Source organism: Natronorubrum texcoconense (assembly GCF_900100335.1).
Classification (GTDB): Archaea; Halobacteriota; Halobacteria; order Halobacteriales; family Natrialbaceae; genus Natronorubrum; species Natronorubrum texcoconense.
In genome coordinates this window covers 39881-60158 of the sequence record NZ_FNFE01000011.1, presented here as the reverse complement: position 1 = coordinate 60158, position 20278 = coordinate 39881, and the positions used below count along the sequence as shown (strand labels likewise).

The 20278-nt window shown below is 59.8% G+C and carries 31 protein-coding genes and 1 pseudogene; 30 read left to right on the top strand and 2 right to left on the bottom strand.

The features are described 5' to 3' along the window. The coding region (locus BLT08_RS22380; RefSeq protein ID WP_281245287.1) for a winged-helix domain-containing protein at positions 1–157 on the bottom strand (157 nt) is incomplete at its 3' end. Positions 158–546: 389 nt separating this feature from the next. On the opposite strand from BLT08_RS22380, the gene BLT08_RS22375 reads away from it, so the two are divergent. Both BLT08_RS22375 and BLT08_RS22370 read left to right on the top strand, forming a co-directional pair. Continuing rightward, positions 547–837 carry a hypothetical protein gene (locus tag BLT08_RS22375; protein ID WP_090312517.1) on the top strand — a complete coding sequence of 97 codons (291 nt, stop codon included), beginning with the start codon at positions 547–549 and terminating at the stop codon, positions 835–837. A 363-nt stretch (positions 838–1200) separates the two neighbouring features. Then, complete coding sequence (locus BLT08_RS22370) at positions 1201–2358, top strand: hypothetical protein (RefSeq protein ID WP_139171354.1); 1158 nt, start codon at positions 1201–1203, stop codon at positions 2356–2358. 141 nt (positions 2359–2499) lie between these two features. Here BLT08_RS22370 and BLT08_RS22365 read toward each other — a convergent pair whose 3' ends face one another. After that, on the bottom strand, positions 2500–3708 hold the full coding sequence (locus BLT08_RS22365) for a minichromosome maintenance protein MCM (RefSeq protein ID WP_090312512.1): 1209 nt from the start codon (positions 3706–3708) through the stop codon (positions 2500–2502). 830 nt (positions 3709–4538) lie between these two features. Between BLT08_RS22365 and BLT08_RS22360 the strand changes: the two genes are divergently transcribed. The 28 genes and pseudogenes from BLT08_RS22360 (at position 4539) to BLT08_RS22215 (ending at position 20111) form a co-directional block, all read left to right on the top strand. Next, complete coding sequence (locus BLT08_RS22360; protein ID WP_090312510.1) at positions 4539–5153, top strand: hypothetical protein; 615 nt, start codon at positions 4539–4541, stop codon at positions 5151–5153. Between the two features lie 660 nt (positions 5154–5813). Beyond that, entirely contained in the window at positions 5814–6440 is a 627-nt protein-coding gene (locus BLT08_RS23260) for a hypothetical protein (RefSeq protein WP_175529417.1), read from the top strand. Further along, the gene (locus tag BLT08_RS22340) at positions 6440–7513 is read left to right on the top strand and encodes a hypothetical protein (protein WP_090312504.1); all 1074 of its coding nucleotides are present in this window, start codon (positions 6440–6442) and stop codon (positions 7511–7513) included. Before BLT08_RS23260 ends, BLT08_RS22340 begins: the two co-directional genes overlap by 1 nt. Positions 7514–7604: 91 nt before the next feature. Then, complete coding sequence (locus BLT08_RS22335; protein ID WP_090312503.1) at positions 7605–7871, top strand: DUF7563 family protein; 267 nt, start codon at positions 7605–7607, stop codon at positions 7869–7871. After that, a complete protein-coding gene (locus BLT08_RS22330) occupies positions 7868–9619 on the top strand; it encodes a DNA cytosine methyltransferase (RefSeq protein WP_090312501.1) in 1752 nt (583 codons plus the stop codon). The genes BLT08_RS22335 and BLT08_RS22330 overlap by 4 nt, the downstream gene beginning before the upstream one ends. Next, positions 9612–10508, top strand: coding sequence for a DUF6884 domain-containing protein (locus BLT08_RS22325; RefSeq protein WP_090312499.1), 897 nt, complete (start codon positions 9612–9614; stop codon positions 10506–10508). Before BLT08_RS22330 ends, BLT08_RS22325 begins: the two co-directional genes overlap by 8 nt. Beyond that, complete coding sequence (locus tag BLT08_RS22320) at positions 10505–10810, top strand: hypothetical protein (protein WP_090312496.1); 306 nt, start codon at positions 10505–10507, stop codon at positions 10808–10810. The genes BLT08_RS22325 and BLT08_RS22320 overlap by 4 nt, the downstream gene beginning before the upstream one ends. Before the next feature lie 29 nt (positions 10811–10839). Further along, positions 10840–11325 carry a hypothetical protein gene (locus tag BLT08_RS22315; RefSeq protein WP_245724317.1) on the top strand — a complete coding sequence of 162 codons (486 nt, stop codon included), beginning with the start codon at positions 10840–10842 and terminating at the stop codon, positions 11323–11325. An 82-nt stretch (positions 11326–11407) separates the two neighbouring features. After that, entirely contained in the window at positions 11408–11617 is a 210-nt protein-coding gene (locus BLT08_RS22310) for a hypothetical protein (protein ID WP_090312493.1), read from the top strand. Continuing rightward, positions 11614–11820: a hypothetical protein gene (locus BLT08_RS22305; protein ID WP_090312491.1), complete on the top strand. Its 207-nt coding sequence runs from the start codon at positions 11614–11616 to the stop codon at positions 11818–11820. Before BLT08_RS22310 ends, BLT08_RS22305 begins: the two co-directional genes overlap by 4 nt. After that, positions 11817–12401 (top strand): hypothetical protein, encoded by a 585-nt coding sequence (locus tag BLT08_RS22300; protein WP_090312489.1) that lies wholly within the window; start codon positions 11817–11819, stop codon positions 12399–12401. Before BLT08_RS22305 ends, BLT08_RS22300 begins: the two co-directional genes overlap by 4 nt. Beyond that, positions 12398–12607, top strand: a complete 210-nt coding sequence (locus BLT08_RS22295; RefSeq protein ID WP_090312487.1) for a DUF7511 domain-containing protein — start codon at positions 12398–12400, stop codon at positions 12605–12607. Before BLT08_RS22300 ends, BLT08_RS22295 begins: the two co-directional genes overlap by 4 nt. A gap of 3 nt (positions 12608–12610) precedes the next feature. Then, positions 12611–13201, top strand: coding sequence for a DnaJ domain-containing protein (locus BLT08_RS22290; protein WP_090312484.1), 591 nt, complete (start codon positions 12611–12613; stop codon positions 13199–13201). A 148-nt stretch (positions 13202–13349) separates the two neighbouring features. Next, positions 13350–13616 (top strand): annotated as a pseudogene (locus tag BLT08_RS23795) (helix-turn-helix transcriptional regulator); the annotation flags it as partial. 292 nt (positions 13617–13908) lie between these two features. Then, entirely contained in the window at positions 13909–14247 is a 339-nt protein-coding gene (locus tag BLT08_RS22280) for a helix-hairpin-helix domain-containing protein (RefSeq protein ID WP_090312478.1), read from the top strand. Next, complete coding sequence (locus BLT08_RS22275) at positions 14244–14645, top strand: hypothetical protein (RefSeq protein WP_090312474.1); 402 nt, start codon at positions 14244–14246, stop codon at positions 14643–14645. Before BLT08_RS22280 ends, BLT08_RS22275 begins: the two co-directional genes overlap by 4 nt. Then, positions 14642–15040 (top strand): hypothetical protein, encoded by a 399-nt coding sequence (locus tag BLT08_RS22270; RefSeq protein ID WP_090312471.1) that lies wholly within the window; start codon positions 14642–14644, stop codon positions 15038–15040. The genes BLT08_RS22275 and BLT08_RS22270 overlap by 4 nt, the downstream gene beginning before the upstream one ends. Next, the gene (locus BLT08_RS22265) at positions 15030–15428 is read left to right on the top strand and encodes a hypothetical protein (protein WP_090312469.1); all 399 of its coding nucleotides are present in this window, start codon (positions 15030–15032) and stop codon (positions 15426–15428) included. Before BLT08_RS22270 ends, BLT08_RS22265 begins: the two co-directional genes overlap by 11 nt. A gap of 83 nt (positions 15429–15511) precedes the next feature. Then, a complete protein-coding gene (locus tag BLT08_RS22260) occupies positions 15512–16060 on the top strand; it encodes a hypothetical protein (RefSeq protein WP_090312467.1) in 549 nt (182 codons plus the stop codon). Then, positions 16060–16242: a hypothetical protein gene (locus BLT08_RS22255; protein WP_090312464.1), complete on the top strand. Its 183-nt coding sequence runs from the start codon at positions 16060–16062 to the stop codon at positions 16240–16242. The genes BLT08_RS22260 and BLT08_RS22255 overlap by 1 nt, the downstream gene beginning before the upstream one ends. Before the next feature lie 84 nt (positions 16243–16326). Further along, positions 16327–16509, top strand: a complete 183-nt coding sequence (locus BLT08_RS22250; RefSeq protein WP_090312462.1) for a hypothetical protein — start codon at positions 16327–16329, stop codon at positions 16507–16509. Beyond that, positions 16506–16754, top strand: a complete 249-nt coding sequence (locus tag BLT08_RS22245) for a hypothetical protein (protein ID WP_090312459.1) — start codon at positions 16506–16508, stop codon at positions 16752–16754. Before BLT08_RS22250 ends, BLT08_RS22245 begins: the two co-directional genes overlap by 4 nt. Continuing rightward, complete coding sequence (locus tag BLT08_RS22240) at positions 16751–17419, top strand: hypothetical protein (RefSeq protein WP_090312456.1); 669 nt, start codon at positions 16751–16753, stop codon at positions 17417–17419. Before BLT08_RS22245 ends, BLT08_RS22240 begins: the two co-directional genes overlap by 4 nt. After that, a complete protein-coding gene (locus tag BLT08_RS22235; protein WP_090312454.1) occupies positions 17413–17772 on the top strand; it encodes a hypothetical protein in 360 nt (119 codons plus the stop codon). The genes BLT08_RS22240 and BLT08_RS22235 overlap by 7 nt, the downstream gene beginning before the upstream one ends. After that, positions 17759–17989 carry a hypothetical protein gene (locus tag BLT08_RS22230; RefSeq protein WP_090312451.1) on the top strand — a complete coding sequence of 77 codons (231 nt, stop codon included), beginning with the start codon at positions 17759–17761 and terminating at the stop codon, positions 17987–17989. The genes BLT08_RS22235 and BLT08_RS22230 overlap by 14 nt, the downstream gene beginning before the upstream one ends. 445 nt (positions 17990–18434) lie before the next feature. After that, entirely contained in the window at positions 18435–18818 is a 384-nt protein-coding gene (locus tag BLT08_RS23790; protein WP_090312449.1) for an HNH endonuclease, read from the top strand. A gap of 46 nt (positions 18819–18864) precedes the next feature. After that, positions 18865–19710 carry a ParA family protein gene (locus BLT08_RS22220; protein ID WP_090312448.1) on the top strand — a complete coding sequence of 282 codons (846 nt, stop codon included), beginning with the start codon at positions 18865–18867 and terminating at the stop codon, positions 19708–19710. A 2-nt stretch (positions 19711–19712) separates the two neighbouring features. Next, positions 19713–20111, top strand: coding sequence for a DUF8115 family protein (locus BLT08_RS22215; protein ID WP_090312446.1), 399 nt, complete (start codon positions 19713–19715; stop codon positions 20109–20111). Positions 20112–20278: the final 167 nt, after the last annotated feature.

Sequence of the window (20278 nt, the reverse complement as noted above, 5' to 3'; positions counted from 1 at the left end):
CCAAGCCCTTTTCGTGCAACTGCTTGAGTCGCCTATTGATCGTCCGGTAAGAGATCGCAATCCCTTCGCGCTCGAGGTTGATGTCTAGTCCGCGTGGCGAAAGGGCAACGTCGCGTTCACCGAGAAACTCCAGTATAGAGTCATCGTTCCCAGTCATCCATGCAACACGCGGGCGCATCTACCGCGCAATAGCCATGTCATCTTCTTAGTTCCATACCATACAATCTCATTAGGCATTAAATATTGCTATGATGCGCATAATATTGTAAGTTGTGGCATTGTTTGGTGCCAAGCTTTATAGTGACTGACTAACAACAGGGTGAGTGTCAGCAGATACGACGCTCTGGACGGGTAACCTGTCCCTACGAAAAGCGGACGGGCGTGCTCTAACCACGCCGTCCACGACGTCCGAAACTGACGCCTACTATGACAGACACCACGCGCGACCATAAACCAACTGCCAACAATCGTTGGGGAAATCCGGACTTTCGGAAATTCGGAAATCTCCAATGGCTATTCAAGGGCTTCCAGAACTCATCAGGTAGTATGTCAGTCACGGAGTTGAATACGCAAAGCGATTCGGTCGAGATCTCGCTGGCCGACGTCGGCGCGGACGTACCGCCGTCGGTTACGTGTGAAGTGACCCTTCGAGCGGTCGGAATCGGTCACCAAGTCCTCGAGATCCACCGTCGCGGAGAGACGTTCATTCTCGAGGGCGCACCGTTCGCCGAACTGACTGGCGTCGCCGGTCGCGACGAGCTCCCCGAGCGCGTGCCGGATTGGATCGAACCAGTTGTCGAACTGTTCGGAGTCGGCGAGGTTGAGTTAGGACGATGAACGCGCGCACGTAACGATTCCCTGGAGCGAGGCCTGGTGGCACAGGCTAGCCGCTACGGGCGTACTGACTACGACAAACACAACTACAATGCAAGATCCAAAGACCAATCCCACCGACTCGCCAGATAGAGCGCCTAATTTTGAGCGTTGCGGACGTAAAGAGACACGACATTCACAGCTAACCGGACGTGAGGTCGGAGGGGGCCACACCCACAACCAGAAAGGATCTAATACACCTTTTTTGTTGTCGGGTTTCGGAATTATAGATCTCCCCTCAAATACTGGCAAGATTCCTCAGACGGGTGGGCAGCAAGTTTCGATGTCTCGCAGATCGGGCCGTGCGACCATTGGAGGTGGTCGCCAATGACAAACGTTTCAGTACAAGCAGATTCCGAAGAGAAGGAACTCATCGAAGCAGTATCGTATGATATGCTCGACTGTTCGCAGTCGGCCGGGCTCAAACACATCGCTAAAGAGTTCTACTCGAGAGTTGCGGGCGACATTCACCCACGCGCGATTCGCGATGGCGTTGTCGATGTGAGTGCGCTCATGGCTGGTGAAATTGAGCCGGAAGACGTCGACGAGAAATACCGGACAGGAGGCGACGGGCCTGCGCAGGTTCCCCAACCAGATGGGGGCGCAGTTCAGCCCGCAACCGCACCAAGCTACACGCCAACCTACTCACCACAGGACTTAGCGACGAGTGGCGTCGCACTCTCATGGGACGAACTGAAAGACGCGGTTGACCAGCACTGGAGTGACGAACTCGAGATTCACCCCGATCGCGTCGAGCCCGAGGTGCTCAAGAACAACCAGAAGGTGACGGCGAAGATTCTTGCCGCAGTGATCCGCCACGAGGCAGACGCCGTTTCGGATACGTTGATCGAACAGAAAATAAAAGACTACCTCGGGCACCGAGTCCGACGTGCCGATTACGAAAGCGGCCTCCGATACAAGATCGACCAGTATGAACCGCTGATTCGCGAACACTTCGCCTCGCATCCGAACGAGGACGACGGGCGACAGTACACGACAGAGAGTGCGCGCGAAGACGGGATTCCGCACCTGGTTACGCTCACGGAGCGAAGTCTCGACGACAATATCGCCGCCGTCGACTTCGATACGTGGAGAAAGAGCAACGTCGAGGGTGGAGACGCCACGGTCGGGGACGTCGCAAACTGGATCGAAGACCTTGCCGAGTTCCGATCCGACCTCGAAACGCTCTCGGCGATCGTCACCGAGAGGCCATTCCAACAGACGCTACAAGCCAGTGATCTCGAGCACTCCGAAGAGTACGAAGATCCAATGCACTACGTCAGCAGTGTGTTAAAGAAGCGGCTCAAGTCCTACGAATCGGCAGACCCATTCGCACGTTACGTCGCTGTGAAAGAGGTACTTGAACTCGAGGACGACGACCTTCGGGACGAGGACCTCGACAGTAAGGCCGTCGTCAAGTTCGAAACTGGTGACCAGACGCCAAAGAACGGCCAGCTCGCAACCGTCACCAAACGAGTGGTGTAGGACGGCGAGAGGAGACGGTAAGCCGCGGCCGATAGCTTGTGCTTTGTCTCTCAGAAAAAGATTCTCGAAAGGTACGTACGTATCTGTATAATTTTTCAGTGGATAGAGTGGGTCCGGTGGTCGAAGAAAGTTGATTACAGCCTATGTTGTCCGTAGTGCGCCATCTTCGCAATGGGGCGGGCTGTAGATCTCACCTTTTTGTTTCAGTTTTTCTATCTCGTGTTCTGCCTTGGTCCTATTCATCCCGATTTCATCAGCCCGTTCAAGCACTAACTCGGGATCGGCCGCGTTCTCCCGGGTTTCGATGTCTGAGATGACCTGTTTGAGGTTCTTGATGCGGTCGCGCTGTGATTTTGATGTGCCAGCTTCGACAACATCCCCATCGTAAGTCCCTGTATTCAGTTCAGTGTCAATCCCGATCGAGGAATGCACGCTTTTCACAAGGTCAAGGACCTGGCCGGCGTTCTCCGCGGTGACTTCGGACTCAAGGTTGCTTTTTGCGTGGGCCTCTGCGAGCCGGTGCATCGACTCGCGTACGCGATCGGGACTGAAGAGCAGGGGCGAACTAGAGCTATTCTCCATTTCTTCGATTGTGGACTCGTATTCAGAAAGATAGGAGTCGATCGTTTCCGTCGCTTCGGTCGTGAACCGCGGTTCGATGGTTGTAGTAGCTTGGATATACTCCGCTGCGACATCACCGGGGAGGCTTTTCTCGGCGCTTTCGAACGGTTCAGAGTCTTGTGTGTTGCTAATCACCAGATCGACGGCCTGTGCTACTCCAGGTGTGAGAGGCAGTTGGTCCCCGATCGGCTCGTAATCGTCGAACGAACCATATTTCGGGTTCAGTCCGATAAATACTGAGCCGGGTGCACTGACTGTTGATCGGTAATTTGATTTTGTGAACGAGTACGAGCCTGTATCGAGAATCTGTTGTAGTGCTTCTGAAACGTTTGAGTTCGTCGAGTCGAACCGTTCGATGAACACTGAGGACACCTCCCGGTCAAGCAACGGACCAGGAGTGAGTGAGCCCCCTTTAACAGTTCCAACGGCACCTGTGAGCGTTGTACTTGTCCCATTGAGATGCGCAGGAGATTGTGAGAGGTCCTCGAGTACAGAGATGAACCTCGAAAGGTTCACGCTCGCGTCTACAACAGCAGCGAGGTGAATATCACCGCGGATCGCAGCGCCAACGTTTCGCTCATGGCGAGATCCTCCGACGAGCTGGAGAACGCTTGCTTGAACGACCTTGGAATCTATCCCGGGCAAAGAGATCGTCTCGCAAAGCCTGTCGAACATATTGTGCTCGTTCGCGAGTGTTTGTGGAGTTCGTCCACTCGAAGAATGTCCCATAGGAGAGACAACAGACGGTTGTCGTATATAGCCATCGTCGGCAGTAGAGTGAATCAGTATCAGAAATTGGAGGAAAACTCAAAGAAAAATCTCACACAGGGAGAAAAGCGGCAAGAATTACGATTGGGAGAGATTTTCTTGTGGGATGAATCTGCCCGCCCTCTTGCGATTTCTCACTTGGAAAGAAATCCGATGCTTAACAGTGGCGGGATATTTTTTTCTTTGCAATATTCCCTCCGAACGTGTAGGCAGGTCTCAGGGCATTCCAGACGGCCACAAGAGAGTCTCTCGGGCGCAGATAACGAACACCCCGTACAACAGCGATAGAGCAAGCTGCGGGACCGGCTGCGGCTACGTTCCCCTTCTCCTTGCCTCAAAAGACTGACTGCGGTCTAGTAGAATACTACAGCATTTAAGAGTTTCGTTAAAAACTTAATACGGCAGTAGTTGGCACATCTTTAGTATCTGTCTAGTCCCGGGTGATTCAGTCTCATCATGGCTGGTCGTGGAATCTATCGTTCTGTCGGTCGTGTCCCTGTCTGCACTGTCGTTCTCTACTCTCGCGACCGTCTGAACCTCTCTGACCCTTGCCCGGACTCTCGGAGGGATTCTGACCAAGAAAAAAATATTCCCTGAAAGTTGCTTACTCTATATCGAGAATCGGACAGGTTCTGAACGACGCCCCACCTCCACACGGACGAAACGTTCACTCTGACGAAAAAGTTTTATCGAGTGAACGTATCGTTAACTATGAAATGGTATCTGAACCAAATTCCAACGGATCGTCGTTGAATCCACTCACTGAAGAGTCGACAAAGGAAGCTGCGGCGATGTCCGAAATCACGTACGACGAACTCGACGACGCACTCGGGCGCTTCCAGAAGGCTCTCGAGAACAACCTCAACGACTACTACGAACGCGCATGGCTTCGTGGCGGCGCACAGAACCACTTGGTCTACGATAGCGAAGGCGTGTTCTTCGCTTTCGTCCCGCCAGAGCTGTACCGAAGCGAACCAGTTCGTGAACTGGAGTTCGACACGGAGACGTTCAACGCAATCACGGACGCACACCAGAACCAAGCAGCGATTTGGAAGTTCGACGTCGATCGACCGACGGGCTATGCAGACGCACTCACGCACGATTACTTCCCGTACTTCATCCGCTACCCCGAACACTGGCGGGCGGCGCTGTATCACGCACGACTCTCCATGATGTATCTACTCCAGCACGGAATGACGCCGACAGAGGCTCTGGACTATTGGGCGCTGGACACGGGACCGGGCTCACTCACTTCGAACCAAAACGTCGACCGGTGGCACGCCTCCCGCGGTGTCGATCGGGAAGCTGTCTACAAGACGCGGCGACAGGCGAAAGACAAGCTCGGAGATGACGAAAGCCGTCCGTACTACGAAGAGCAGAACATCGAAATCGGCGATCTCGAGTAACCGCCCGATCTATTCGTCGACTACCGCCCACACTCTCGTCCGTCCGACCTCGCCATCTACTGCGACCGTGCCTTGTTCCTCGAGCGTATCCAATCGGCGCAACGCCGTGGTTCTGTTACAACCGATCTCGTCGGCGACCTTCCCTGTGGACGCCACCGAACACTCGCGAATAGCCTCGAGAAAATCCGTATCAGTGTATGTCTGTTCGTACTGTTGTTCGATGAATTTCTCATCGTAGCTGTCATTATCGTCGTTTCCGCACCGCTCTGTCATTACCATATAATACGGTTGCAACTCTCTTAAATCCCGTGCATCACGCTGACCAATGGGAAGTATTAAGTCACTTCAACTGAATGTAACAGGTAACGAAGCATCTCGCCTCGCGGTGGTTCGCTCCAGAATCGTCGCGGAATGCAGTGTGGTGGCACACACTGCGGCCGGGTTGCTTCGTGCGACGACTATCCAAAGACCAATCCCACGAAGCATGACACAGTTCCAAACCCAGAGTATTAACACTAGTGGAGCAGATTCACAGACCGAACAGCCGGCTGACGCGAGCCGTCAGACCGTAGCACGACAGACGCCCGATGTCGTTCTTTCGGCGACGCCAACGTACGACCGCGCGTACGACACACTCCTCACGCTCAAGGAGGCCACGCGATGACCCGCAAGGCCTTCAACCCGGACGTCGGCGACCGTGCGGAGTTCCCGAAGCTCAAGGAACAGTACGGAGAGGACCCGGCGCGCTTCCTTCAATCGAGTAAGGATCTCGCCGAGGCCCGAATCGCAGGCATCCAGAGCCGCGAACTTCTCGAAGCGTACCGCGCAGTCGCGAAACAGATCCTGTCGGGCGGCGATCTCGACGAGGCAATGGGCTACATCGACGAGCGCGAACGCGAGCTCACCGGCGAGCCGATCACTCCTGAACCCGACCCGACGCCGGAGCCGATCGCGACGGACGGCGGAACGGTCGCCGAGCCCGAACCAGAACCCGAGGGAACGACGGAACCCTCGGGCCACCGACACCCGGACGCGACCGCGCTCGAGGCGGGCCAAGTCCTGGTCGTCGACGTCGACGACACGACGGAGTTCGTCTGGCCGCAGACGCCCGAGTGCGACGCGCCGTACATCCTCGAGATTCACGCCGATGGCGAGCAACTCGACTCGTTCACGCTCTCGAAGCGAGACCTGTTCAGCCGCGTTCGTCACGACGACCCAGCAAAACAGCCAGCGGAGGACGTCGCACCCGACGCGCCGGCTACTGCGGCACTCGGGGGTGTCGAATAATGGCCGAAAACCCGGTCGAACAGAAGGTAACGGACGCCGAACTCCTCGAGCGCGTCACCGAGTGCTACGAGAACGACCAGACCGTCGGTGGTGGGGGCGTCCTTCCCGAGACGGTCGCGGCTGACCTCCCGATCGTCGAGTCGACGGCTCGAAACCGATGCAAGAAACTCGCGGACGAGGGCGACCTCGAGCGCGACTGGGGATTCGAATCCCGCACGCAACGACTCGGCTACCGACCGGCGCGTGACCGGACGGTCGCGCTTCGGGCGGGCGAGACGCGGGAGACGAACTCGCACGCGGGCGTGGTCGAAGCCCAACTCGCGGAAGCCGACCCGGAGACGCGCGCCGAAATCGAAGGACGGGAGATTCGAACCGACGGCGGAACACAAGCGACGATCACTCTCGAGGCACCTAGTCGAGATTCGGAATCGATCACCTCCGAATGGGATGCTTTGCGGGACGCCACAACGATCAACCACGCGAACACATGGTGGGAACTCACCCATTGCGACACTGATACAGATACCAGTCGGGCCTACGAACGGGCCGTAAGCTGGGTGACGAACTTCTTCGGCGTGATCGATCACGACCACGAGTGGGTCGGCCAATACAGCGCGGTGTGGGACGAACACGACACGACCGCCGACCGACTCATGACCGACGGCGGGACTGCCGGCTACTGTTGGGACGACGAAGACTGCCCTCGAGACGACTGCGATGGCGACCTCCAACAGCAAGACGAGTTCAACGTGATGTGCCTCTCGTGCAACGACGTGTGGGCGCACTGGACCGACGAGACTGAGCACCATCTAGTGTCCCCAGACGAGGACACAGTCGCTCGGAAGCCGCGGGTGATGACCGACGGCGGACGTGGCCGAACGATCGACATCTCGCCCAAACGCAAACACCGCGTCGAAGTCGGCCCCGACACGACGCCGGGCGGGTTCTTCACGGTCGCACACCCACCGTCGGCGTTCGCTGGCCCGTCGGTCGCGAGCTTTGATGAACAACAGGCGCGCGAGATTTACGACGCGCTCGATGAGTTCTTCGGCGACACGGAGGCCGATTCGTAATGCGTCTGTTCAGAGTCCTCCTCGCAAGCGTCCTCACGGCGTTGATCCTCGGCGCTCCAGTGGTCGCCATCTACTTCGGCGGGGTGCTCCAATGAGCACCGATCGACCACAGTGGACGCCGACGGCCGGCACGACGACGAACGCCTGTCAGAACTGCGGGTCACACGTCACGCCCCAGTATGTCCGCGGATACGGTACAAACGACGGTCGGCTCTGTCACTGCCCCAACTGCGACGGCATCGCAGTCCGGGATATGCGCCACGGCGCGGGCCGAAAACCCGACTACGACCCGGCAGTCGACCGCATTCAGACCTCGGACCAGCATCCGATCTTCCCGCAGCGAGGTGACGACCGATGAGCGACAAACTCGTCGCCGTTGACCTGTTCGCGGGCGCTGGCGGCCTCTCGACGGGGCTCGTCAAAGCGATTATCGACACGCACGCGGACACGATCGCCCGCGAAACCGGCCTCGAGGTCGACCAGATCACGCCCAACCACGGTCGCGTTCACTGGTGGCTCGGCGAGAACGTCGAACTCCACGCCGTGAACCACTGGGAACCCGCCATCGCCACGCACGAGCAAAATCACCCGTGGGCGGAACACTACCACGCGAAAATCGAGGAACTCCACCCACCGGACGTCGTCGAACCGGGCGACGTCGATCTCCTTGTCGGCGGCCCAAGCTGTACGCACTACAGCCGTGCCCGCGGTGGGAAACCCGTTAGCGAACAGAAACGGGCGAGCGGGTGGCACGTCCTCCACTGGGTGGAACTGCTCCAACCCGAGCATTTGGTTCTCGAGAACGTCCCCGAGTTTCGTGATTGGGGGCCGATCGTCGACGGCCAGCCCACTCGCGACGGATCGATCTTCCGGCGCTGGGTCGGCATGCTCGAGGCACTCGGCTACTCGGTGCTGTACGACGACGATGACGAGGCCTACGGATCTATCCTGAACGCCGCCGACTTCGGGGAAGCGCAATCCCGAACACGGCTGTTCATCCTGGCGTCGAAGTCGATCTGTCCGACCGCGCCGGAGCCGACGCACGACGACGCCGACCCCGACAAGCCGGACCGTCGGACGGCGGCGGATATCATCGACTGGTCGGACCTCGGCACGAGTCTGTGGACGCGCGACCTCGAGAACCCGCGCGTCCAGCCGCTCGCGAAGAGCACGATGGCTCGAATCGCCGAGGGCGTCCGCCGCCACTGTGACGGCCGACTCGAGGGACTGGCCGACGCGCTCGAGGAGATCGGGAAAGACGAACTTCGAGACCTCCGCGAAAACGTCGTGCCGGCCGAATACGCGGCGACGGTCGCCGAAGTCGTCGATCATCCGTTCTTGGTCCGTGTGCCGGGCGGCCGAACGGCGTTCACGACGCCCGAGGCGTTCTGCCTTCGACAGCAATCGGGCGGCGTCCCGGCACCGACAGACGGTCCGCTCCCGACGGTCGCGAAAAAGGGCGCAATCGGCATGGCGACCGCCGAAACCCGGTCGCTCGTGATGCCACGTAACGGCCCGCGCCGAGGTATTCATTCGAACCCGCTCTACGACCCGGAGGACCGGCCACTGCACACGGTCACGGCGAAGAACACCGACGGCTACCTCGTTTCGCCGTCGATCTTGCACTACTCACACGGTGGCTCGCTGCGGGATATTGACGATCCGATGCCGACGATCGCGACCGAGAAGGGCGGCGCGTTCGCACTCTCAAATCCGATCGTTGCGCCGTTCCTTGATGAGCACTACGGCAACGGCCGCGCGCAGCCGGTCGACGCCCCGCTCCCGACAGTCACCAAGAAGGAACGCTTCGCGCTGTGCATGCCGGAGGTGTTCCCCTACGGACTCGACGTCCGCTACCGGATGCTCGAGCCGGACGAACTCAAGCAAGCACAGGGCTTCCCCGCTGAGTACGAGCTGGCCGGTGGAACGAAAAAGAGCGTCACGGCACAGATCGGGAACGCCGTTCCCGTGAATCTCGCCCGCGCTCTCTGTCGCCATCTCCTGGTCGACGAGACGCCGAGTCTCTCACAGTTCGGTGGCGGTGTGACGGCCGATCCCGACGCCGAAGTACCAGCGTACTCGGAGGTGATCGAGAGCGATGACTAATCCTCGCGAACACGAACTCCCGAACGGCGACCTCGCGGTCACGAGCCACTGGGTCTGGGGAGTCCGCGATGCAACCACCGTCGCGGCAGACGACCGGCCGCTGTACGAACTCTTGCTGGACGTACTCGGGGGCGTGAACGTTCCCGACTGCATGCCCGCCCGACTCGCGACCACCTGCGAGAACCTCATCGACGTGAAACACGCGGTCGAAGATATCGAACGCGGCCGGGCCGATATCGGATCGGTTGGCCACGGCATGTCCTACTGCTATCGCGTCCGCGACGCGATCGCCGACTACCGCGATCGCGACCCGCTTCGACTCGTGGCCGTCGGCTGTTCGGGCTCGAAACACGACGTCTTCGAGCCGACGCCGGCCAAGAAGCTGTACAAAGGCGGCTACTGGACGAACAAACGCCAGTACTACGAGGCGTTCACGACCACTCCCGAGACCCACGCGCGGATCATTTCGGCCGAACACGCTGTCCTCGAGCCCGACGAGCCGATCGACTACTACGAGCGCGTTCCACAGGACTTCGAAGGCATCCCGGTGGACTCGAGCAAGCGACTCCCGAGTGGCGACGACGTCGATACACTACTCGACCAGTGGGCGCTCCGGGTTTTCGAAGGCCTCCAGTCGTGGATCCGGGCGTCGCTCGACGACGTGGATCCGCGGGACGTGACACTCGAGATACTACTCGGAGAAACGAAATACGCCGAGCCACTTCGCGAGCGCGGTGTATTCGACGGCCTGTCGATTCCTGGCACGCTCGAGGTTCGATTCCCGTTCCGTGACGCCGAGGGCGCACAGGGCGGCATCGGCAAACAACGCGGCTGGATGTGCAACCAGATCGACGCGGCGGTCGCGACCGACGGAGGCACCGACCGATGATCGAGCGCCACGTAATCGACACGCAGGGCCGCTTTCGCTGGGAGATCGCCGTCTGTGGCGACGACGTCACGGCCTCGAGACACCTCCCGACGGCGGACGGATCGATCTACTACACGACCGCCGATTTCGGATTCGGCGTTCGTGACGACGGGCGGGACAACTGCTCGCCGTATGACGTAATCGCAGCCTATCACGACCACGCAGCCGAGCCGATGGACTTCGGGGAACTGCTCGAGGCCATCCGCGACGCGCTTCGAGACACACCCGAGACCGACGCGACGCCGGAGGCATTGCCCGCATGAGCACCCGAAACCCGAAAGGAACCCCAACAATGGCAACACGCACGCTGACCGACGCCGATATCGAACCGACTCTCGAGACGACGTGGCTCGCCCAGTGGCCGACACTCGAGCGCGACCACGAACCCACGCCACTCGTCACGAACGACCGAACGGAAACCGACCAGACGACGCTTGCCGAGCACGGACTCGCGCTTCCCGACGCCGCGCCGGAGCGGCCGACGGTCCCGGTAGATGACCGCGACCGAACCGAACAGACACGCGTGTTCGACTTCCCGAAGCCGTGGACCGACGACGCCGACCGACTCGAGGCGCTGTTCGCCGACCGATCACTGTCGGAGCTGGTCGACCTGTTTGACGGCTACCGCTGTTTCGAGACGGTCCGCTCGCGCTTGAAGAAATACGGCATTCGCGACCCGAGCGAGCCGAAATCGCTGGCCGACCGACTCGCGGCGGCCGATCCCGGCGACGTCGGCGACCCGCTGCCGGCGGGGTTCAACCGGGGTGAGAAGGCGTGACCTGTCTGATTCCCGACGACGAACAGGCTGACCCGGAAGACGTGGAACGGGCGCTGGACGAACTCGAAAGCGAGGACGATCAATGACCCGGCATCGAACTGACGAACAGCGCGAGACTGTCGTCGCGGGCTGTCCGAACGGCTGCCAGAGCTTCGAACTCGAGAGCGAAGGCACCGAAGACGCGACCGACAAACTCGTCGAAACCGTCACCGAGGCCTACGACGAGTGCCGCGAGTGTGGCGCGTCGATGGGTGTGCTCCGTGACGCCGAACCCGTGGAGGAACTGGAATGATAGACACGGAGTACGAACACGCTGGCGAATGGGACTGCGACGCCTGCGGCGAGACCTTCGAAGTCGAACACAAACTCGACGTGCTCGCACACTCGATGGGCTGTGGAATCGGAAGCGAGAACAACGCGAACCGCGCGGGCGGCCACGACGGCTACCGACGCCGAAAACGTGAACTCGAGCAGTTCGTGGGGACCGACCGATGAACGAATCCAACACATCTGACGAGACCGCCGAATGCCGGTACTGCGAGACGGAACTTTCGGACGACGACGCGACGTACCGCGTGCTGTACGGGCGCTTTGAACATGCCAGTGAGGACATCGTCTCGGACAAGCTCATCGCGGGTCCGAACGAACAACTCGAGCCCGGTGCCGACGAGCGGTACTACTGTCTGGACTGCTACAAAGACGAACACGACCGAGAGAAAGGCGCACACTTCGAATACGAGAGTGCCGACGAACTTCGATCGATCCTCGAAGCTGCCGACGGTCGACTCGTGGCCGACGCCAGACCAATGACGATCGGCGGCCGGGGCTGGTTCCGTATCGTCGACGGCGACGTACAAGCCCGCCACTCGGTGACGATTCACGGCGACGAGAGCGACGACTACGACATCCGATTCAGCACCGAACCAACGCCCAACTTCGATAGCGACGACTTTGACGAGTTCTTCGGCGGGGCCAAAGAGATCCGACTCGTCTACCTCAAGTCGGTCGACGAAACGCCGTTTGTCGCCGGGATGAATCGGACGCTCGAGGCAGAGTACAGCGAGGGCGAGCAATGAGCACCGAATCCGACGGCTTCGACTTCGACCAGGAACTCGTCGAACCGAACCCGAACCAACCGACCCCCGAGTGCGAACACATCCTTGTGGAGAACGACGACGCTCCAGACGAGCTGGTGATCGTTCCGCTCACGGCACGCGGCCTACACTCGGAGTGGATCACCGCACACGAGGGGAGTTTCGCCGATCTACAGGAGGTCCGATAACCCATGAACTGGCCACACCAATTCCCACGAACCAAACCCGAGAACCGAGAGCCGAACAACCGCTTCGACACGTCACTCCGACAGTCGATCGACGACCTCGAGGCCGAACTCGAGCGCGTCGGGGCTGACGACTGGCGACTCGAGACCACGGCCGATCACCAGAAACGAAACCCGAACTACCCCTACGCCGACGCGAACCCCGACGAGCCGAGCGCGGTCGTACGCTGGTCGATGGACGGCGAGCAGTACGCCGCCGCCTGCGATGCGTACACGCGCCTGCGGGACAATATCCGGTCGCTGTACCTCTACAACCGCGAGAAACGCAAGATGGAATCCCGGCCGGTCACGACGGGCGAATCGGAGTTCGCGAACGCCCGCCTTCCGCCCGCCGACGACCCGGTGGTCGCCGAAGCGGACGAACCACCACACGTCACGCTCGGGGTCTCGCCCGACGCCACTCCCGACGAGATCCGGCAGGCCTACCGCCGGGAAGCGAAGACGGCACATCCCGACAAGGGCGGGAGTGAGGCGGCGTTCCGGCGGGTGAAACGTGCGTACGAGGCGCTAGCCGAACCGACCGAACCGACGCTGTAGCCGGGGCGGTTCTCTTCTCATTTTCGAGAGCTATTACCCAATAGCTCGGACTCTCGAGGCCAGAAAACAGGTAGTCTGGGGAACGCTTATAGTAGAAAAGAGCGAAATTTGATATATGGCGAACGATGACAAATCAGAGCCTGAGACGATGGGAGAACTGCCAGAATTTCAGCGCGACGCGCTGTTCGCAATCGCCGCGCTCGAGCGGCCGAACGGACTGGAAATCAAACAGAAACTCGAGGACTACTACGGGACTGAGGAGAATCACGGGAGATTGTATCCAAATCTCGACGCACTAGTCGAGGGCGGATACGTCACGAAAGCCGAAGCGGACGGCCGAACGAACGTCTACACGCTGACCGACTCGGGCTGGCAAGCACTCGACAACCGCCGGTCGTGGGAAGCGTCGTGTGTCGGCCACAGCGATGACCAAATCGGACTCACGGGCGACGTTCACGACCTCCTGTTGAACTACCAGCGCGACGGCGAGGACATGGCCGAAACGCTTCACCGTTTGCTGTCGATCGTTCCTCACCCCGTCGACCTTCCCTCGAGTGCGTCGGCGGCCACGATCGAACGCGACGAGCTGGTGATCGCCCGCGCTCGAGACATCGACGACTATCTCGATACGTTCGTGTACGAATCGCAGTACGACGTGTACAAGGACATCGAGCAAGCGATGAGGGGCGACGTGGAGGTGCCGGCCGATGACTGAATCCAACTACGCGACCGACACGCTACTTCGAAAGGGCGGGATTCAACAGCGAATGCGCTGTAGTGGTGCCGTCGCCCACAACATCGAGGACGCATTCACGACGGTCGAGAAACTACTCGAGGCGGTCGAATCCGACGACCCGCTGACCGATGTCGATGGGATCGGCCCGAAGACAGCCGAGGTTATCGAGGACTGGTACGAAAACCGACGCACGCGCGAACGGAAGGCTAACAGCGCGACGGTCGACCGGACATCGAGCAAATCCCTCTCAATCAGTTTCCACAACTCGTGGGCGGACGCGCTTGGAATCGAGGAGAGTGATTCAGAATGAGTACCGATAGCCGACTTCCAGACCCCGAGACCACCGAGGCCGAATCGATCACTGTCGCGACCGACGACGTGCTCGAGCAGATCGAAGACGAGAACCCGTTCAAAGAGACCATCGCCGACCTTCGGGCTGCCGGGGATTCGTGGCGATCGATCTGGGAACGACTCGAGGACGCCTACAACCCGGTTGATAACGCATCCTACGAGGAATCGTTCGTCGAGATTCCCGAATACGAGATTCGAGCTGTCGTGCCCGACGAACAGTCGACCTCTGGCGAGCGATACGAGACGTTCACACACGCCGACGAGACGGAAGACGCCGCCCGTGAGTGGGTCCGATCAAAGCCCGAAGTACGTCGCATCGAAGCGGTCGAACAGATCGGCGAGGTGAAAGTCGGATGAACCCCGAACCCATGCAGTTCGACCACGACGACGACCTCAACGCGACGGTTGCGAGTCTGAGCAAAGGCGATAAGGTTCGAATCAACGACCGTTCAATTCCGCTCAAGGTGTTCGACACGGATAGCGAGTGCATCGGGTCGAACTCCGAGGAAACGCTGACGGTATATCTCGAGGGCCGTGGCGGTCGTGTCTACCGGCTCCGTGGCGAGTACGGACACAAAGCCAACCTTCGGAAACCAGACGACACGCCACCGTCGCTCGAGCTACGCCAGGAAGCCGAATGGGAAATGAAAACATCGGCCGTCTGGAGTATCGGAATCGAGGGCGACCAGCAGATTCTCTCGGATACGACGGCCGGCGAGTGGCTCGAGGAGGTCGGTATCGATGTCCGGTGAAATCATCGAAGGCGACACACTCGGACACGCGCTCACGAACCTATTCGCGGTCGTCGACGGCGACGCCGAACCCGACACCGCCGAGTACGACCGCGCGATGGAACACGGGCTCACCGACGAGCAACGACAGGTCGCCGATCGGCATACCGGCGACGGCCGGTTCGAAGTTGACGAGAGTACTGTTCCGACCTTCGGTGATAAGCTCGCCGCGGGCAAGAAGATCCCGTGGACGTTCACGATCGACGGCGTCCGGTTCGTCAAAAAGACGAGCATGGGGTCGGGCTCGAGCGTTGCAGACTCCGAATGGTGGTGGACCGAGGACGGCTACCGATTCACGTTCTACAAACACAACGACGGCCCGGATGAGGTGTCGATCGATGCAGCGTGAGTTATCCGAGTCGATCGACTGCGTACTGTGCGACGAGACGAGCGTAACGCCGGAAGAACACCACGAACACATGGATGAGATTCATGACTGCTAAGAACTCACAGATTTCAGACGCGGGCGACACCAGCACCGGAAAGTATCCACAACATGCGGGCGTCGAACTCGCGGCGAAAGACAAGTCGGAACGGTACTACTTCCGAAACCCGACGGGTGGTATCTCGTCGATTCCGGCGATGAACGCCGATCAGGCGCGCAAGCTCGTCGCGGACGACGTTCGTGGCTTCGCCCCAGAGGACTTCGAGCAGGTCGACGGGTTCGACGCCGAGCCGTGGGACTATCCTGATCCGGTGGACTCCGACCGCGAGGTGAACGAACACGATCTCTGGATGCTCCGCGCTGCAATGGATAAGGGCGGCTGTGTCGGACTCGGGAAACGGAGTCCGCGGAAGAATCCAACCGAGTACACGATTCAGGCGCTACTCGACGAGTGGGACGACCCGACGTCTGTTCCACTCGCAGACCACGACGCGCTCCAGCAGGCCGATGGAATCGGCCCACACCGGGCGATCCAGGTTGTCGGCGCGGCGGTCGCGAACGGACTGATTGAACGGCCGGTTCGGAGGGATTCGTGATGTCTCTCCTCGGTCCACGCGACCCGAACGCCGACGGCTACCCCTACGGTGTCCGCATCACGGTCGGCGGGATCGATTGCTACAGCGTCGGCACGGAGGGTCCACACGAAGCCGAGGGCCTGAAATCCCAACTCGAGCGCGCCGAGGGCGTCACCGACGCGGAGGTCGTTCACTATGGGTAACGCGGTCCCGTGTACCTGTGGCGCGACCGTCTCGAAGACGCTCGTCACGTTCCACGACGGCTGTCCGTACTGTGGGGGTGGCCTATGAGCACGAATCACCCAGCGCCGGGCGCGAAAATGCCCGAAGGAGGCACCGCGTTCGCCGACGAGCCGCTGACCTGCGATCGGTGTGACGACCTCGCGACGCGCAACTGGGAAGGCGATCGGGAGTTCCTACAACTTTGCGAGCCCTGTCACGACGACCTCGGGAGGTGGCTGAACCGATGACAGAGACCGACGCCCGCGGACTCGAGCGGCCGGCGAAGCCAACCGGTCCACTCTCGAGTATCTTTTGGGAGCACGACTGCCGACTCGCGGCGGCGCGAACACACGCGACGTTCGAAGGGTACGATGTCCCACCACGGGCGGTACTCGAGGGCTACGATCGGGCGCTACACCCGTGGGTTCGTGGGTGGCGACCCGGCGAGGTTCGGGAGACGCTGCGGTCGAAATTCGACCAGGTGATTCGATGACCACGAACACTGATACCACGGCAGACTCGAGCGGACACCACGGCCGCCGACACGTCTGCGACGATTGCGGCTGGATTGGAGAGACTGCGGACGCGACAGTCACTGGCCTGCCGACCGAGATTTCGGTTCACTGCCCCGACTGTGACGGCGACACGCACCGCGAGTACTTCGGCAACCCACTCCCCGCGGAAGGGACGACGCTACAGACGCCAGTCGGGTTCGACGACTGCCCGGTCTGCGGAACTGCGGGCATTTTCCTCACCGACGAGCCCGGCACCTGTATGTGTGGGGCCGAATTCGGTGGGCTCTCGACGACGGAGATCGTGACGGTGCCCGACCGCGGCGAGCAAGATGTTCTGATTCGGGCGTCGGAGGACGACCTTCGACACAAAGTATTCGACTACTGCGACGGGACCGACCTCGGGGATAACCCGCGGCGCTCGCTCGCGTACTGGCGCGTGAACGGAACGCCCCGACAGACGGGACCGGGGCGGGCGGTCTTGTTTTCGACGACTAGCGAGACCGTCGATTACTACGCGCCGATCTGTACGGCCGAGGAGGACAAACTGTGGTTTGCGTTCCTCTATCCAACCCGCTTCGAGGTGCCAGCCGAGCCGCCGACGCGCGGGTTCAAGTACGTCGACTGGGGTGATTGGCCGTGGTAAGCGACTCCCGAGACGTCTACCCGACCGAACCCGAGACCCGGCTCTATCCGTGGCAGTCCGCACCCTCCCAAATCGAGCAAGCACTCGAGGCCGCCCGCGACGACCCGAGCGAGCGGGAGTTCATCCACATGCTGCATTCGATTGACGGCGTGTGGGCGATCGTCGACGGCCACGACGAACGGTGGCGACCGACACAGATCACGATCGAGTGCCACGACAAGGCCATGAAATCAAGTAGCGCGACTCGGGACCTGATTACACTCGCCCGGCGCGCCGGCTGGCAGCTCGTCAGCGTCGGCTTCAACCACCGGAACCAGTTGGTGCTCGAGGAACGTGACGATGGTCAATCCTGATACCATCCCCGACGGCCGATTCACGAACCTGTATTGCCCGGAGTGCCAGGCAAATCCTGAAAACATCGAGACACACCCCGAACGCGACGGCTGGCGAACGCTTCGGTGTGCGTACTGTCTGGTAAGCCTGAACTCCACGATCGACAGCGAGTACGTCCCGACGACCCGGCCACCAGACCAGCCGTTCGACGACCGACTGTTCGCGACCGACGAGTAACTTTCCTCGAGCCCGTGGAGTGGGCGAACTCGGCAGCGAGATTCGACCGGCACTTCTATGCGATTCAGTGTAGTACTACACAAGTATGAGCGACGGAATCCGAATGCGCTGCCACAATTGCGATCACGTCTGGACATACACTGGCTCCATGCCACGAGGCGCACACACGAATTGTCCGAATCGGGACTGCCGATACAAGGTCAAAATCCCGAAAGAGGACTGATTTTCGGCGGAAACGTGGTGTGCTCCTAGTTGGCGAAACCGCTATACAGCCCTATCCGAAAGTCATGCGTGGCCGCCGCGTCTGCCGGTACTCGATGGGTTCGACACTTTTCGTGTCCGCCGCCCCTCTCGAGGATCCGTCACGGCGGCGGCCGGTGTCTACCGATTTCAGTTAGACACTACACAAATACTATCGTGGAATATCCATATACTGTATCTGTATATGGGGTATGAAATACCGGAAGACGTCCGCCAAGATGTCTATCAACGCGACCGGTATCGGTGCGCACATTGTGGAAAGACTCAACAACAGCATCAACGAGAGACAGTAGGAGATCGGAGATTACATCTCCACCACATTTGGCCTCGAGCAGCTGGCGGCAAAAACACAAAGAGGAATTTGATAACGCTTTGCCGAAGCTGCCACGCGCAAATCGAGTCGACTGCCCAAACCATTCTTCGAGCATACTCCGGAACTGAGGCCCGATATCGGATTCGGTGGGAGACTTTCAAACGAGTCCGAACAGAACACCCGCTATCTGTGGTGTGGCTAAAGATTGTTAGAACCCGATACCAGCGGTTCGTCGGCGAACGACCGACTGGATAGTCTGGATAAGCTATATGTATCTGGTATCTGTATCCAGTATCTGTATATGGTAGACACCGTACTCCGCTCGTGCGCGTATGTCCCGAAAGGGGGCGTCGGAAAGACGACCAGTACCGCACACATTGCAGTATCAGCAGCGAACGACCACGGCCTGGACGTCTTGTTGATCGACCTTGCGGGCACGCAAAACGATCTGGCAACACAGTTCGGGCTGGCCGACGACGTGGTCGATCCGGACGCCCCGATCTCAGCGATCTTCGGTGAGAACTGGGACTTCATCCGTGAGAACATCGACAACGTGTTCGACCGGATGGTCTTCGAGACCGACGAAGGGCCAGACCTAATCCCGGCCGACAGCGGTCTCGGCGCGGAAGACAACAACCTCGCGAACGTCCCGCGAGAGGATCGGTACACTCGCCTCGAGTCGTTCATTGAATCCGAGGTCGCACCACGATACGATCTTGTGTTGCTCGACCTGCCCGGTAAAGAGGATAATATCACGATCAACGGCCTATTCGCCGCTGAGAACGTGGTGGCTCCACTCCGACCTGGAGAGTTCGAGCGTAAGCAACTCGAGAATCTTCAGACCGAACTCGAATCGATCCGAGCGGACGAAGATCACGATGCACGACCACAACTCCAGCTCGTGTTCGCGACGATGGTCGACCAGACTACGAACCTTGCCGACGAGTTCACCGACTCGCTTGAGGAGGAGTATTCCGAGATCGCCGGCACATCTGTATCGGAGTCTGCAAACATCGGGAACGAACAGGCATCCGGACAGACACTGTTTGCACTCGATGACGACGAACTGTACAACACGGGCCAACGCGCACGCGACGCCTACCGACAACTGACGACCGATCTCCTCGAACGACTCGAGGCACGATAACCATGTCTGACGACGAATCCAAAGCCGAAGAACTACTCGCAGAAGCGAAGTCGAAAAGCCGCCACGAAACCGAACCGTCGAACCAGGCCGACGACGAGACTCCCGTGCTCGAGGACGCGATCGCCGACGCCTACGCCGAACTTGAGGCGGGCGACCTCCATTCAAATCTCACGCTTCGCGACGATAACCTCGCTGCGCTGTTCGCCGGCATGGAAGCGACGAGCGATCTCGAGCGGATCGGCACAGAAGCCGCGGACGTGCTCGACCGAGACGCAGACCCGTCGACACGCGCCGACGTCCTCCGACTGCTTGTTCGGGTCGGTCTCGAAGAAGTCGACGGCTCAGTACTTGAATCGGGCAAAGAGGGCCGTCGGCAGTTTCTCGCTACCGACGAGTTCTGAATACTGTATCCGTTTTCTGATTGTTGATACTGTATCTGGATACTGGATACAGATATTGGATATGAACCGTACATTAGTCAAATCACCCGGCTGAATCGGTTGTGTGGATTTTAGGGATGTGAGCGTGTGATGGGTCCCAAAAAGTATTATCTAGTCGTGGACGAATT

Coding starts and splice junctions, on each gene's coding strand:
- BLT08_RS22245 (WP_090312459.1), top strand. CDS start 16,506: ATGACAGAGACCGACGCCCGCGGACTCGAGCGGCCGGCGAAGCCAACC.
- BLT08_RS22255 (WP_090312464.1), top strand. CDS start 16,060: ATGTCTCTCCTCGGTCCACGCGACCCGAACGCCGACGGCTACCCCTAC.
- BLT08_RS22275 (WP_090312474.1), top strand. CDS start 14,244: ATGAGTACCGATAGCCGACTTCCAGACCCCGAGACCACCGAGGCCGAA.
- BLT08_RS22360 (WP_090312510.1), top strand. CDS start 4,539: ATGTCCGAAATCACGTACGACGAACTCGACGACGCACTCGGGCGCTTC.
- BLT08_RS22290 (WP_090312484.1), top strand. CDS start 12,611: ATGAACTGGCCACACCAATTCCCACGAACCAAACCCGAGAACCGAGAG.
- BLT08_RS23260 (WP_175529417.1), top strand. CDS start 5,814: ATGACCCGCAAGGCCTTCAACCCGGACGTCGGCGACCGTGCGGAGTTC.
- BLT08_RS22280 (WP_090312478.1), top strand. CDS start 13,909: ATGACTGAATCCAACTACGCGACCGACACGCTACTTCGAAAGGGCGGG.
- BLT08_RS22365 (WP_090312512.1), bottom strand. CDS start 3,708: ATGGGACATTCTTCGAGTGGACGAACTCCACAAACACTCGCGAACGAG.
- BLT08_RS22330 (WP_090312501.1), top strand. CDS start 7,868: ATGAGCGACAAACTCGTCGCCGTTGACCTGTTCGCGGGCGCTGGCGGC.
- BLT08_RS22295 (WP_090312487.1), top strand. CDS start 12,398: ATGAGCACCGAATCCGACGGCTTCGACTTCGACCAGGAACTCGTCGAA.
- BLT08_RS22230 (WP_090312451.1), top strand. CDS start 17,759: ATGGTCAATCCTGATACCATCCCCGACGGCCGATTCACGAACCTGTAT.
- BLT08_RS22220 (WP_090312448.1), top strand. CDS start 18,865: ATGGTAGACACCGTACTCCGCTCGTGCGCGTATGTCCCGAAAGGGGGC.
- BLT08_RS22370 (WP_139171354.1), top strand. CDS start 1,201: ATGACAAACGTTTCAGTACAAGCAGATTCCGAAGAGAAGGAACTCATC.
- BLT08_RS22325 (WP_090312499.1), top strand. CDS start 9,612: ATGACTAATCCTCGCGAACACGAACTCCCGAACGGCGACCTCGCGGTC.
- BLT08_RS22375 (WP_090312517.1), top strand. CDS start 547: ATGTCAGTCACGGAGTTGAATACGCAAAGCGATTCGGTCGAGATCTCG.
- BLT08_RS22215 (WP_090312446.1), top strand. CDS start 19,713: ATGTCTGACGACGAATCCAAAGCCGAAGAACTACTCGCAGAAGCGAAG.
- BLT08_RS22240 (WP_090312456.1), top strand. CDS start 16,751: ATGACCACGAACACTGATACCACGGCAGACTCGAGCGGACACCACGGC.
- BLT08_RS22320 (WP_090312496.1), top strand. CDS start 10,505: ATGATCGAGCGCCACGTAATCGACACGCAGGGCCGCTTTCGCTGGGAG.
- BLT08_RS22305 (WP_090312491.1), top strand. CDS start 11,614: ATGATAGACACGGAGTACGAACACGCTGGCGAATGGGACTGCGACGCC.
- BLT08_RS22265 (WP_090312469.1), top strand. CDS start 15,030: ATGTCCGGTGAAATCATCGAAGGCGACACACTCGGACACGCGCTCACG.
- BLT08_RS22300 (WP_090312489.1), top strand. CDS start 11,817: ATGAACGAATCCAACACATCTGACGAGACCGCCGAATGCCGGTACTGC.
- BLT08_RS22340 (WP_090312504.1), top strand. CDS start 6,440: ATGGCCGAAAACCCGGTCGAACAGAAGGTAACGGACGCCGAACTCCTC.
- BLT08_RS22270 (WP_090312471.1), top strand. CDS start 14,642: ATGAACCCCGAACCCATGCAGTTCGACCACGACGACGACCTCAACGCG.
- BLT08_RS22335 (WP_090312503.1), top strand. CDS start 7,605: ATGAGCACCGATCGACCACAGTGGACGCCGACGGCCGGCACGACGACG.
- BLT08_RS22260 (WP_090312467.1), top strand. CDS start 15,512: ATGACTGCTAAGAACTCACAGATTTCAGACGCGGGCGACACCAGCACC.
- BLT08_RS22250 (WP_090312462.1), top strand. CDS start 16,327: ATGAGCACGAATCACCCAGCGCCGGGCGCGAAAATGCCCGAAGGAGGC.
- BLT08_RS22315 (WP_245724317.1), top strand. CDS start 10,840: ATGGCAACACGCACGCTGACCGACGCCGATATCGAACCGACTCTCGAG.
- BLT08_RS22310 (WP_090312493.1), top strand. CDS start 11,408: ATGACCCGGCATCGAACTGACGAACAGCGCGAGACTGTCGTCGCGGGC.
- BLT08_RS23790 (WP_090312449.1), top strand. CDS start 18,435: ATGGGGTATGAAATACCGGAAGACGTCCGCCAAGATGTCTATCAACGC.